Source organism: Methylosinus sp. R-45379 (assembly GCF_001644125.1).
Taxonomy (GTDB): Bacteria; Pseudomonadota; Alphaproteobacteria; order Rhizobiales; family Beijerinckiaceae; genus Methylosinus.
In genome coordinates this window covers 1-13,024 of sequence record NZ_LUUM01000019.1, presented here as the reverse complement: position 1 = coordinate 13,024, position 13,024 = coordinate 1, and the positions used below count along the sequence as shown (strand labels likewise).

The following is a 13,024-nucleotide window of genomic DNA, read 5'->3' as shown; positions in this document are numbered from 1 at the left end:
GAAGACGCAGCAGGGGCGCGGCGCGATCCACACTGTCGCGCGCCGGCTTTTCCGCAGTTTTTCCGGTTTTTCGCGGCGGGTGTCCGAACGGAGGCGCGCGGCGTCTCGAAAAGGGCGAAAAAACGCCTTGCTCGCGTCCGCAATCTCGTCGACCTGGAAACGATCGAGACACATTGACGGGATAGGTCTCGACTCCGCGACGGAAACGCCGCCGCATGATTCCCGCTGGTGCGCTCGACGTGACGAAGACAGACGCGATCCTCCTTGTCGAGGACGACGCCGAAATCGGCGAATTGATCTCTCGCTATCTGCAGACCCATCAGATCGACGTCGCCGTCGTCGCCGATGGCGCGACGATGGACACGGCGCTCGCCAAGCGCGAGTTCGATCTCGTGATCCTCGATCTCAATCTGCCGGGCGAGAACGGCCTCTCCATCTGCCGCCGGCTGCGCGCCGACCGCAATCTGCCGATCGTCATCGTCACCGCGCAGGGCGAGGATGTCGACCGCATTCTCGGGCTCGAGATGGGCGCCGACGATTATCTGGTGAAGCCCTTCAACCCGCGGGAGTTGCTCGCGCGCATCCGCTCCGTGCTGCGCCGCGCGCGCGCCGCCTTCGCCAGCCGCGACGAGACGAGCTCGCGCTATTATCTCTTCGAGGGTTGGCGCGTCGACATAATGGCGCATCAGGTGACGACGCCCGCGGGCACCAAGGTGGCGCTCACCAGCGCCGAATTCGATCTGCTCTATGCGCTGTGCGAGCGGCCCAATCGCGTGCTGACGCGCGACCAGCTCATCGATCTGACGCATGGTCCGACCGCCGGTCCCTTCCAGCGCAGCATAGACGTGCTCATCAGCCGGCTGCGGCAGAAGATGGAGAGCGACCCGAAGAACCCGCGCTATATTCAGACCATCCGCTCGGAAGGCTATTTGTTCACGCCGCAGGTGGTGCGCGCGTGAGACGATTTTGGCGCGCGCTGCGGCCCGATCATCTCGCCGGGCAGATCGCCATTCTGGTGCTCGCCTCCATCGTGCTGTTTCACGCCTGCGTGACGATCGCGGTGCATTTCTTCCACGATGAGCGCGGCGGCGCTCGCGAGGAACGGGCGCCGCCGCGATCGCATGTCGCTTCCGTAGAGACGGCCGCCGCGCTCGCCTGGGCCTTCGATCTCGCGACCGTCGCCGACCGCGAGCGGCTCATCGCCGTTTTCGACGATTTCTCCCACGGAATGCGACCGAGCCTCACGGCCGAGCGTCCGCCCGCGGCGCAGGCCGCCCGCAGCGATCCGTCGCCGATTTCGCTGCGCGGGCGGCTGTGGCCCGACGCGGAGATCTTCGGGATCGCGCCCGACGGCCGTCGCCTCGCCATAGCGCTACGCAAGGGCGGCTATCTGACGCTCACCCCGATTTCGCGCGAATCGCGACGGGAGAATTTCGGCGACGGCGGCCCGCGCGGACCGCCGCCGGGCGATTTTTCACGCGCGCAGCCGGGAGGCCCGCCGCCTCCGCAGCCGCAGGGCGGTCCGACGTCCACGCCCGATCTGCCGCCCCCCATGGGCATATGGCTGGGCTCGGCGTTCTTCTTCCTCATCTGCGCCGCCATATTGACGCTTTGGACGTCGAGCGCCGTCGTCGCGCCGCTCGTCGAGCTCGCCCGCCGGGCCGAGAAATTCCCGAGCGAGTCGGGCGAGAGCGAGCTGCTGGTGGAAAAAGGCCCGCAGGAGGTGCGCGACCTCACGCGCTCGCTCAACCGCATGCAGGCGCGCATCTATTCGATGATCGCGGCGCGCTCGCGCGTCCTGGCGGCGATCAGCCATGATCTGCGCACCATCATCACCCGCATGCGGCTGCGCGCCGAATTCATCGACGACGAGACCTTGCGCGCCAAAATGCTGCACGACGTCGATCTCATGGATTCGATGCTCTACAAAAACCTCCTCTTCCTGCGCGAGGAGCGCTATCGCCATACGCAGGAGATCGTCGATCTCGACAGCGTTCTGCAAACGGTGGCCGATCAATTCGCCGATCTCGGCCATGAGGTCGCCTATGAGGGCGACGGGCGGCGCATGGTGATCGGCTCGCTCGTCGATCTGCAACGCGTCTTCGCCAATCTCGTCGAGAACGCCGTCACCCATGGACGGCGCGTCGTGATCGCCGTCGCGCGCGCCGCCGATGACGGCGTCCAGATCGACGTCTCCGACGATGGTCCGGGCATTCCCGACGCGGAAAAGGCCGAGGTCGTCGAGCCCTTCGTGCGCGGCCGGCCAGGGCGCAATCTCAACGAGCACGCCGGCTTCGGCCTCGGTCTCTCCATCGTGCGCGCCCTGGTCGAGGAGGCCGGCGGCTCCCTGCGGCTGCTCGATCGCGAGCCGCATGGCCTCGTCGCCAGGGTGACGCTGCGGCCGGCCGAGAAAGCCGAGGCCGGGGCGGCCTGATCGGCGCCTGCGCCTGCGCTGTCTGGTCGCGGCCCCTCGGCGCGACCCGCGATTCTCGGCGGCGCGGATTCGTGGTCTCATGGTTCTTCTGCGAGTCGGGCGACGCGCCCGCTCTCGCGACGAGCCGAGGAGGAGCCCCGCATGAAACTCTCGCGCCACCTCTTTCCGTCGCTGGCCCTGCTCGCGGTTTTTTGCGCGCCGGCCGACGCCGCCGACGCCGCCCATGGCAAGCGCATCGCCGAGCGCTGGTGCTCCGCCTGCCATGTGGTGACGAGCGCCCAAAAGACCGCCAACGCCGACGCGCCCTCGTTCGCCGACGTCGCCCAGCGCCGGACAGACGCAAAGGCTCTGGCCAATTTCCTCGTCGATCCGCATCCCAAAATGCCGGACATGCATCTGTCGCGGCGGGAGATCGACGATATCGTCTCCTATATCCGCAGCCTCGACCCACGCCCGCGCGCGCCCGAGCCGGGCATAGACCGCTATGAGCGGCCGAAGAACGGGTGAAGCGACAGAGCGCGCCTTCCATGATAGGCTCTGCGCCATGATCCTCGGCCGGAGCCGCTCATGAAGGTCGAATTGACTCCCGACGCCGCCCAGGTGGAAGCCGCGCTGGCGGCCGGCCGCTTCGCGAGCGCGGAAGAGGCGATCCGTTACGCCGTCGATCGCATCAAGCTATCCGAGCTGCGCGCCGAACTGGCCGCGGCCGAGGCGGAAGGCGGAGCCATCGACGCCGACGAGGTGAAGCGCTTCGCCCTCTGATCCCGACGCTTGAAAAATTTCGCCCCGCTGGACCCCCGCCGCGCGAGGCCCTAATCAGTCCCGATCGCTCCACGGGACCCGAAACCATGGCCTATGCGGTCAAGGAAGCCTTCAAGACGCTGCAGGGGGAGGGCCGCCATTCCGGGCGGGCCGCCGTCTTCTGCCGTTTTGCCGGCTGCAACCTCTGGAGCGGCCGCGAGGCCGACCGGAACGCCGCCGACTGCCGCTTCTGCGACACGGATTTCGTCGGCGTCGATGGCGAGAATGGCGGCAAATTCGTAGATGCCGAGGCTCTCGCCGCCCATTTGGCGAGTCTCTGGGGCGAAAACCGCGAGCGGCGTTTCGTCGTCTTGACCGGCGGCGAGCCGATGTTGCAAATCGACCCCGCGCTGCTCGATGCGCTCCACGCCGAGGGTTTCGAGATCGCGATCGAGACCAATGGGACGATTCCCGTCCCGCCAGCGGTCGACTGGATCTGCGTCAGCCCCAAGGCGGGCGCGCCGCTGGTCCAGACCAGGGGCGACGAGCTCAAGCTCGTCTATCCGCAAAAAGGCGCCGAGCCGGAGCTGTTCGAAGGGCTCGCCTTCGACCATTTCCTGCTCCAGCCCATGGACGGGCCGGAGAGTTTGCGCAATACGAAAGCGGCGATCGACTATTGCCTCGCGCATCCGCGCTGGCGGTTCTCGCATCAGACGCATAAGGCCATCGGGGTGAAATGACGGTTCTGTTCGAAGTCTATCGGGAGTTCTGCTTCGAGGCGGCGCACGCCCTCTACGATCCGGATCACCCGACCGGCGGGAAATACCGCAATCTGCACGGGCATTCCTTCCGCGTGCGGGTGACTTTGCGCGGCCCGCGCCAGGACGGCGACGAATGGGTCATGGATCTCGGCAAGCTCGGCGCGCGGCTGCAGCAGCTGCGCGAGCGTCTGGACCATTCCTTCCTCAATGAGCTGGAAGGCCTCGGCAAGCCGACGCTCGAAAATCTCTGCGTCTATATATGGAAGGACCTCGAGCCCTCGCTGCCGGCGATCCACGAGGTCGGCATTTTCCGCGACACCTGCAATGAAGGCTGCGTGCTGAAGAAGCAGTGAGGGCGCCCACCCTTCCCTTCAGGGGGAGGGTCCGATCGCGAAGCGGTCCGGGGTGGGGTGCAACGGCAAAGACTCGGGGCGTCACCCCCTCCCGAGCGCATTCGCGCGCCCCCCTTCGAGGACTATCGGATTCATGCATCGCGAAACGGTGCAGCCGTCTTGGCCGGGCTTGTCCCGGCCATCCACGCCAAGCGGTTGACAAAGCCAAATGAAAGCGCCTGCCATCGACGGATTCGTCCCTGGCAGCTGCTTCCGCGTCACGCCGAATTTTCAAGCCGCCGCGGCGTCCTGGCGTGGGTGGCCGGGGACAAGCCCGGCCAAGACGCCGGGGGATCGGATCTCGCCCCGCCCATTTGCAAATCCGCGCGAAAAATTGCAGTTTCCGCGCCAGATTTGGACGGCCGCCCTCCCCGCGGCCGCGCCTCAAAGCCGACAACCCCCATAGCTCCGTCATCCGACCGACCTTCGTCGGCGCGGCGGCGCGTTTTTCGCTCTGCGCTGGCGCGGCGACTATAAAGGAGACAATCGCGTGAGCCTCGCTTGCGGGATCGATTTTGGAACCTCCAACTCCTCCGTCGGCTATATGGCCGAGGGCGAGCCGAGGCTCGTTCCGCTCGAGGGCGACAGCGTCTCGCTGCCGAGCGCGATTTTCTACCCCGCCTATGGCGGCAAGCTCGGCTTCGGCCGCTCCGCCATCTCGCTCTATATCGACCGCGAGAACGGCCGCCTGTTTCGCGCCATCAAGAGCATTTTGGGCGGCTCGCTCATTCACGAAACCACCGCCGCCGGCGGCAAGCGCGTCGCCTTCACGGCGATATTGGGCAGCTTTCTGCGCCATTTGAAGGACAAGACCGAGCTGAACGCCGGAGCGCCGATCGAGAACGCCGTGCTCGGCCGCCCGGTCTTCTTCGTCGACGATGACGAAGCCGCCGATCGCACCGCGCAGGAGCAGCTCGCCGCGGCCGCCCGCGCGCAGGGCTTCAAGGACGTGCTCTTCCAATATGAGCCCATCGCCGCCGCGCTCGATTACGAGCGGCGCATCGAGCGGGAGGAGATCGCGCTGATCGCCGACATTGGCGGCGGCACCTCCGATTTCTCCATTGTGAAGGTCTCGCCGAAGAATCGGCGCAAGATCGACCGCAAGGACGATATTCTCGCCAATGCCGGCGTCCATGTCGGCGGCACCGATCTCGACTATCGGCTGAGCCTCAAGCAGGTCATGCCCTTGTTCGGCTATCAGACGCGGCAGAGGAAACGTCCCGAGCTCGATCTGCCCAATGGCTATTTCCACGATCTCGCGCAATGGCATCGCATCGCCTTCCTCTATAATAACAAGAGCCTCGAGGAGCTGAAGCAGTTGCGCGCCATCGCCGCCGAGCCGGAGAAGGTCGAGCGATTCATCAAGGCCATAGACGATCGCGCCGGCCATCGCGTCGCGGGCGATGTGGAGGAGGCGAAGATCATCCTCTCCGAGGCGGCGACCGCGGCGATCGACCTCGCCTATCTGGACGAGGCGCTGCTGATAGAGACGTCGCGCGCGCTGTTCGAGGAGACCATCGCCAATGAATGCCGCAAGCTCACCGATTGCGTCGCGCGCTGCCTGAAAGCGGCAGGCATAAAGGCCGCGGAAGTCGATACGGTGTTCTTCACCGGCGGCAGCACGTTCATTCCGGCGATCGAGCGCGCCTGTCTCGTGCATACGCCGCAGGCCAAGATCGTGCGCGGCGACAAATTCGCCAGCGTCGGCGTCGGGCTGACGATCGATTCGGGATTGAAATTCGGCTGAGCCACGCTCAACCCGCCACAGGAAATTCGGCGGCGCCGGATAAATCCACCTCCACGCGCAGCCCGCCGAGCGCCGAGCGCGAGAAGCGCATATCGGCGCCATAGGCGTCGAGAACGTCCTGCACGATGGCGAGGCCGAGGCCGGCGCCGCCGGTCTCGTCGAGACGGCCGCCGCGACGGCGGATCAGCGCCTCGCTGCCCTCCGGCAGGCCCGGCCCGTCATCCTCGACGATAAAAAGCCCGCCCCCGAAAGAGATGCGAATGCGCTCGCGTGCGTGGCGGGCGGCGTTCTCCATGAGATTGCCGAGAATCTCCATCAGATCGACGCGATCGACGGCGATGCGCGCCTTGGGCGCGATGCGCATTTCGAAACGCGCCTCGGTCCCCGCCGAGGCGAGCGTGCGCGCCAGCGCGTCCACCACTTCGGCGACCGGCGTCGGCGCGCCGCCGCGCGCGACGCCGCGGCTGCGCGCCCGCGCCAGCTCGCGCGCGACATGGCGATGCATGGCGTCGCCGATGCGATCGAGCGAGCGCGCGATCTCGGTCTCGCCCTTCTCCCGCAAGAGCCGCGCATCGGCGGCGAGCGCGGTGAGCGGCGTCTTCAAGCCATGGGCGAGATCGGAGGCGCGATTGCGCGCCCGCTCTATTTCCTTGTCGCGCTCGTCGAGCAATCCGTTCACCTCGTCGATGAGCGGCCACACCTCCGGCGGCGCCGGCGAATCGAGCCGGCGACGACGCCCCTTGGCGATCTCGCTCACCGCAACGCCGAGGCCCGCGAGCGGCGCGAGGCCGAGCCCGACCTGAATCCAGGTGGCGAAGGCAAGGCCGATCGCGATGAGAAGGAGCGCGGCGAACAGCTCCGCCGCAAAAGCGTCCCGCGCGCGGGCGACGCCGGAGAGATCGAGCGCCACCAGCACGCGCAGGCGCGACGCCGCCGCCCCGCCGAGCGCGACGCAACGCTCGCCGCCGAGCAGCGCATTGCCCCAAGGCCCGCGCAGACGATGATAGGCGATGCGCTCGCCGCTCTCGCAGCGGCCGGAGATTTCCAGCGCCTCCTCGCCGAGCGAGGCGGAGCGCTCGACATCGCGGCTATCGCCGCCCACCACCTGCCAATAGAAGCCCGAGCGAAAACGCGCGAAACGCGGGTCCGGCGTCGCGGTGATGACGCGCAGACGTCCATCGGAATCGACCGCGAGATCGGAGACGAGCTGACGGACATAGGTCTCTATGTCGTCGTCCATCGTGCGCTCGACATGATGCTCGAACAGCAGCACCAGCACGAAGCCGGCGAGCGCCAGCGCGCCGGCGATGGCGGCGGCTCCGAAGAGAAACAGCCGCAGGCGCAGCGAGCGCGTTCTCATCGGTCGAGATCGGGCATCAGATAGCCGAAGCCGCGCTTGGTCTCGATCGCCTGCGCGCCGAGCTTCTTGCGCACGCGGCCGATCAGCACTTCCACGGCGTTGGAGCTCTGCTGGTCATGGCCATAGACATGCTCGGCGAGGTCCGATTGCGGAACCACCTGCCCGCGCCGATGCAGAAGATAGGCGACGAGACGATATTCGATCGCCGTCAGCTCGACCGCGGCGTCGTCGATCTTGATGGTCATGCTGCGCTCGTCGAGCGAGAGCGCGCCATTGCGCGTCACCGAGGAGGCGTGGCCGGCCGAGCGGCGAATGACGGAGCGCAGCCGCGCCAGCAATTCCTCCGGCTGGAAAGGCTTGGGCAGATAATCATCGGCGCCTGCGTCTATGCCGGCGACGCGCTCGCTCCAGGAGCCGCGCGCGCTCAAGGCCAGGACCGGCATGCGGCGGCCCTGCTCGCGCCAGCGCTCCAGCACGGCGAGCCCGTCGAGCCCCGGCAGGCCGAGATCGAGAATGACGGCGGCGAAATTTTCCGTATCGCCGAGAAACCAAGCCTCCTCGCCATTGGCCACGATATCCACGACATAGCCCGCCGCGCGCAGAGCTTTCGCTACGTCGCGGGAAATGCGCTCGTCGTCTTCCACCAGCAAAATTCGCATGAGCAGGGGCTGCGGTGCTATGCTCCGCTCGAACTTCGATCGTCGCGTCAGCGTCGAGTTCGAGCTCGTCAGCTTTTCGTCAGCTTCGATAAGCGAAATTGCGCGCCGACGCAAAGACCGGTTCCAGGCGGAATGAACATACAAAAGTTTCAGCATCTTGCCGTCATCGTCGGAATGGCCGGCGCGCTCCTCGCGAGCGTGGCCCGCGCCGCCGACGAGGTCTCCATCCCGCTTCGCGAGCAGGACATTCAAGCCGCCGGCATAGAAACGAAGCCGGTGGAGAAAAGCTCCGGCTCCGACGAGCTCGTCGTTCCCGGAACAGTGACGGTTCCGCCGCAGCAATTGCGCATGGTGGCGACGCCCGCCGCCGGCCTCGTCGAGACTCTGCTGGTCTCGCCGGACGAGGAGGTGAAAGCCGGCGATCCGATCGCGACCCTCAAAAGCTCCGAGCTGATCGAGGCGCAGCGCGCCTTTCTGCAGGCCGCCGCCGACGCCGCGCTCGCCAGTGAGAAGCTGCGCCGCGACGAGCAGCTGCACAAAGAGCGCATCATCGCCGAGCGCCGCCTTCTGGTCACGCGCGCGGAAGCCGCGCAGGCGCGCTCCGTGCTGGACGAGCGCGGCCAATTGCTGGCGCTGGACGGCATGAGCGAGCAGGCGATCGAATCGCTGCGCAAGGAGCGCAAGATGGGCGCGGCGCTCACCGTGCGCGCGCCCATGTCCGGCGTCATTCTGGCGCGGCATGCGACGGTCGGCGATCGCCTGATGGCCTCGGCGCCGCTCGTCACCATCGCGCGGCTCGATCCCATTTGGGTCAATCTGCAAGTTCCCATCGGCCGCGCCGCCGGGCTCGACCGCACGGATAAGGTCGTGCTGCCGAGCCATGGCGTCGAGGGAAAGCTGATCCGCATCGGCCGGACCGCCGATCCGGCGACGCAATCCATCACCGCGGTCGCGGAATTCTCGCCCGGCAAATCGCCGGTTCGCCCCGGACAGGCGGTGCAGGCTATTCTGCGCATCAAAGGAACCGGCGGGACGCTCTGGCGCGTGCCGGCCGACGCCGTGGTCCATTTCCGCGACAAAGACTGGGTATTTCTGCGCTCTGCGGATGGTTTCCGCGCCGTGCCGGTCAATCTCGTCTCGGAGACGCCGCAATATGCGTCGATCCAAGGACCGCTCGCCGTCGCCGATCAGGTGGCCACGCGAGGCATGCTGACGCTGCTCGCCGAGCTTGCGGCGAAAGACCCGAGCGCTAAGTGAGCGAAACGCGACATGCTCGATAAACTCATCCAAGCGGCGCTGGGCCAGCGGCTCCTGGTCTTTCTCGCGGCGATCGCTCTCGCCGCCTGGGGCGCGCACGCCTATTCCAAGCTGCCGATCGACGCTTTTCCGGACGTCGCGCCGGTGCAGGTGCTGGTCTCCATGCGCGCGCCCGGCCTGACGCCGGAGGAGCTGGAGAACCGCGTCACCGCGCCGATCGAGATCGCCGCGCGCGGCATTCCCAATCTCGTGCGCATGCGCTCGACGACGCGCTATTCCGTGGCGCTGCTCACTTTCGAGTTCGGCGAGGGCACGGATATTTTCTGGGCGCGCACGCAAGTGAACGAGCGCCTCGCCTCGGTCGCCGATCAGCTGCCGGCGGGCGCCTCGGGCGGGCTCGCGCCCATTGTCACCCCGCTCGCCGAAATGCTGATGTTCACCCTCGTCGGCGGCGGCCTCACGCCGACAGAGCAGCGCAGCCTCGTCGATTGGACCATTCGCCCCGCATTGCGCGGCCTGCTCGGCGTCGCCGACGTCAATGTGCTCGGCGGCTTCGTGCGCACTTTCGAGGTCGCGCCTTCGCCCTCCGCCATGGCGGCGCGCGGCATCACCGTGAAGATGCTGAAGGACGCGCTCGAGGAGAACAACCGCAACGACGGCGCCGGCCGCGTGCGCGATGGCGAGGAGGCGCTGCTGGTGCGCGCCGAGGGACGGCTGCGCACGCTCGACGACATACGCTCGGTGGTCGTCGCCGCGCGGTCGACCGGAATCGTGCGCGTCGGCGATGTGGCGGAGGTGCGCAATGGCGCGCTGGCCCGCAATGGCGTCACCACGCGCAATGGCGAGGACGAGGCCGTATGGGCGCTGGTGCTGGGCCTGCGCGGCGCCGACGCCAGCACCGTCGTCTCCGGCGTCAAGGCCAAGCTCGAGGAGCTGAAGCCGCGCCTGCCGGAAGGCGTGAAGGTCGATATCTTCTACGATCGCAGCGAGCTCATCTCCAAAGCCGTGTGGACGGTGCAGAAGGTGCTGATCGAGGCCATCGTCCTCGTCGTCATTCTGCTGTTCCTCTTCCTCGGCAATCTGCGCGCGGCGCTGGTCGTCTCGCTGATCCTGCCGCTCGCCGCGCTCTCCACCTTCGCCATCATGCGGCTCTATGGGCTCTCGGCCAACATCATGTCGCTCGGCGGCCTCGCCATCGCCATCGGCATATTGGTCGATTGCGCCGTCGTCGTCGTCGAGAATGTCGAGCATCGCCTCGCCGGAATGGAAAAGGCCGATCTGCAAGACCGCGTCCGCATCACCTATGAGTCGACGCGCGAGGTCGCCGGCCCGCTCGTCTCCGGCGCGGTCATCATCATCACCGTCTTTTTGCCGCTGCTCTCGCTCGAGGGGCTCGAGGGGCGGCTGTTCGCGCCGGTCGCGCTCACCATCGCCTTCGCCATGGGCTCGGCGCTCATACTCTCGCTCACAGTGGTGCCGGCGCTCGCCGCCACTCTGCTGCGCGCCGGCGGCAGCGACGAGCCCTGGCTGGTGCGCAAAATCTCCGCCTTCTACGATCCGCTGCTGGAGCGTGCGCTGCGCCGGCCCATGGTCGTCGGCGCGGCCGTGACCATCGGCCTCGCTCTGGCGCTGCTCGCCTCCAACCACATCGGCCAGACCTTCATGCCGGTGATGGACGAGGGCACGCCCGTCATCACCGTGCGCAAGCATCCGACCATCAGCGTCGACATGACCGCCGAGACCGATATGCGCATAGAGCGCGCGCTGATGGCGCGCGTGCCGGAGATCAAGGGCGTGATGGCGCGAGCCGGCGCCGACGAGCTCGGCATCGACCCCGTCGGCCTCAATGAGACCGACATGTTCCTGACGCTCGCGCCGATGGACAAATGGCGCGAGCCGAACATGGCCTGGCTGCTCGGCGAGATGCGCCAGGTGCTCGACAGCTTCCCCGGCATTTCCTACGCCTTCTCGCAGCCGATCGACATGCGCGTGCAGGAGATGATCATCGGCGCGCGCGGCGATGTGGTGGTGAAAGTCTTCGGCGACGACATAGACGAGCTGAACCGCCTCGCGCGTGAGATCGCCGGAACATTGCGCAAGATCGACGGCTCGCGCGACGTCTTCGCGCTGCAGAATGACGGAATGCGCTATCTCACCGCGCGCATCGATCGCCTGGCCGCCGGCCGCCTCGGCCTCAACGCCAGCGAAATTCAGGACGGATTGCGCGTATGGGTGGACGGCACGCAGGTCGGCCTCGTGCTCGAAGGCCCGGTCCGCACGCCGCTCGTCATTCGCGGCGATCCGGTGTCGCGCCGCTCGCCGGTGGATTTCGCACGCGTGCCGGTGGTCTCCGGCGACGGCAAGGTGGTGGAATTGTCGCAGCTCGCCGACATACGCGCAGAGAACGGCCCTATACAGGTTATTCGCGAGGAGGCGCGGCGCTACGCCACCGTGCTCTCCAATGTCACGGGACGCGATCTCGTCGGCTTCGTCGACGAGGCCAAGGCCGCAGTCGCCAAGGAGGTGCATACGCCGCCGGGCTATGAGCTGGTCTGGGGCGGGCAGTTCGAGAATCAGCAGCGCGCCTCGGCGCGGCTCGCCATCGTCGTGCCGCTGGCGCTGGGGCTCATCTTCCTGCTGCTCTATCTCACCTTCGGCTCCATGTCGCAGGCGGCGCTGGTCTTCTGCAACGTGCCTTTCGCGGCGATCGGCGGCGTCATCGGCCTTTGGCTCTCCGGCGAGTTCCTCTCCGTGCCCGCTTCCGTCGGCTTCATCGCGCTCATCGGCATCGCCGTGCTCAATGGCGTCGTGCTGATCTCCTATATCAACAAGCTGGTCGCCGAGGGCCGCGCCGTGCATGACGCGGTGCGCGAAGGCGCCCGGCGCCGCATGCGCCCGGTGCTGCTCACCGCAACCATCGCCGCGCTCGGCCTCGCGCCCTTCCTCTTCGCCAAGGGTCCGGGCGCGGAAATCCAACGGCCGCTCGCCATCGTCGTCATCGGCGGCCTCGTCACCGCCACCGCGCTCACGCTGCTGCTCTTGCCCATTCTCTACGATCGCTTCGACTTCAAGCGTCTGCTGCGCAAGCGCGCCGCGACGCAGCCCGCCACGACCACGGCGCCGGACTCCCGCTGGCGGATTCAGCGTCGATGAAAACCATGCGCTGCATTCCTCCGCTTCTTTCGACCACGCTCGTCCTTCTCCTCGCCGCGAGCGCGGCCGCGCAGACGCAGCCCAAGCTCACCGTCTCGCCGCTGCCGCCGGGCATAGAAGCGAAGGCGAAGCAGAAACCAAAGCAGAAGCCGCCGGGCAAGCCCTTCGGCCTCGTGCTCACGCGTCATCTCGATCAGGCGATCGGCATAGATGCGCAGAGCGCCGCGCTGGAAGCGCAACGCCGCGCCGTGGCCTCACGCTACGCCCAGGCCAATTCCTTCACGCCCGGCTCGCCCTATTTCGGCGGCTCGCGACAGGAGCGCGTCAAAGGCAATGTGCAGGGCTATCGCGAATCCGAGCTCGAGATCGGCATGCCGATCTGGCTGCCGGGCGAACGCGAGGCCTATGAGCTCAATGTCACCGCCGGCGTCGCCGAGATCGTCGAGCGTCTGGCGCTGCGCCGGCTCGATGTCGCGGCGCTGGTGCGCGACGCCTGGTGGACGGCGCAGCGCCAGACGCT

General features: G+C 67.2%; 11 protein-coding genes and 1 pseudogene. 10 read left to right on the top strand and 2 right to left on the bottom strand.

Going from position 1 to position 13,024, the window contains the following annotated elements; translation table 11 throughout:
* Positions 1-215: 215 nt before the first annotated feature.
* The 7 genes from A1351_RS01705 to A1351_RS01675 all read left to right on the top strand — a co-directional run bounded on the left by A1351_RS01705 (position 216) and on the right by A1351_RS01675 (position 6,075).
* A complete protein-coding gene (locus A1351_RS01705) occupies positions 216-959 on the top strand; it encodes a response regulator (protein ID WP_051465375.1) in 744 nt (247 codons plus the stop codon).
* Positions 956-2,434, top strand: a complete 1,479-nt coding sequence (locus A1351_RS01700; RefSeq protein ID WP_024878805.1) for a HAMP domain-containing sensor histidine kinase — start codon at positions 956-958, stop codon at positions 2,432-2,434. The genes A1351_RS01705 and A1351_RS01700 overlap by 4 nt, the downstream gene beginning before the upstream one ends.
* Before the next feature lie 141 nt (positions 2,435-2,575).
* Positions 2,576-2,941: a cytochrome c gene (locus A1351_RS01695; RefSeq protein WP_036290201.1), complete on the top strand. Its 366-nt coding sequence runs from the start codon at positions 2,576-2,578 to the stop codon at positions 2,939-2,941.
* Between the two features lie 60 nt (positions 2,942-3,001).
* Entirely contained in the window at positions 3,002-3,196 is a 195-nt protein-coding gene (locus tag A1351_RS01690; protein ID WP_024878803.1) for a hypothetical protein, read from the top strand.
* A gap of 86 nt (positions 3,197-3,282) precedes the next feature.
* Positions 3,283-3,915, top strand: a complete 633-nt coding sequence (queE, locus tag A1351_RS01685; RefSeq protein ID WP_024878802.1) for a 7-carboxy-7-deazaguanine synthase — start codon at positions 3,283-3,285, stop codon at positions 3,913-3,915.
* On the top strand, positions 3,912-4,289 hold the full coding sequence (locus A1351_RS01680; RefSeq protein WP_024878801.1) for a 6-carboxytetrahydropterin synthase: 378 nt from the start codon (positions 3,912-3,914) through the stop codon (positions 4,287-4,289). The genes queE and A1351_RS01680 overlap by 4 nt, the downstream gene beginning before the upstream one ends.
* Positions 4,290-4,818: 529 nt before the next feature.
* Positions 4,819-6,075 carry an Hsp70 family protein gene (locus A1351_RS01675; RefSeq protein WP_026597824.1) on the top strand — a complete coding sequence of 419 codons (1,257 nt, stop codon included), beginning with the start codon at positions 4,819-4,821 and terminating at the stop codon, positions 6,073-6,075.
* Between the two features lie 7 nt (positions 6,076-6,082).
* On the opposite strand, the gene A1351_RS01670 is transcribed toward A1351_RS01675, so the two are convergent.
* Entirely contained in the window at positions 6,083-7,435 is a 1,353-nt protein-coding gene (locus A1351_RS01670) for an ATP-binding protein (protein WP_064031988.1), read from the bottom strand.
* Positions 7,432-8,094, bottom strand: a complete 663-nt coding sequence (locus tag A1351_RS01665) for a response regulator transcription factor (RefSeq protein WP_024878797.1) — start codon at positions 8,092-8,094, stop codon at positions 7,432-7,434. Before A1351_RS01665 ends, A1351_RS01670 begins: the two co-directional genes overlap by 4 nt.
* 132 nt (positions 8,095-8,226) lie before the next feature.
* On the opposite strand from A1351_RS01665, the gene A1351_RS01660 reads away from it, so the two are divergent.
* The 3 genes and pseudogenes from A1351_RS01660 to A1351_RS01650 form a co-directional block, all read left to right on the top strand.
* Positions 8,227-9,351, top strand: coding sequence for an efflux RND transporter periplasmic adaptor subunit (locus tag A1351_RS01660; RefSeq protein ID WP_024878796.1), 1,125 nt, complete (start codon positions 8,227-8,229; stop codon positions 9,349-9,351).
* Positions 9,352-9,363: 12 nt separating this feature from the next.
* Positions 9,364-12,504, top strand: a complete 3,141-nt coding sequence (locus A1351_RS01655) for an efflux RND transporter permease subunit (RefSeq protein WP_024878795.1) — start codon at positions 9,364-9,366, stop codon at positions 12,502-12,504.
* Positions 12,501-13,024, top strand: a pseudogene (locus A1351_RS01650) (TolC family protein); the annotation flags it as partial. The gene A1351_RS01655 and the pseudogene A1351_RS01650, both read left to right, overlap by 4 nt.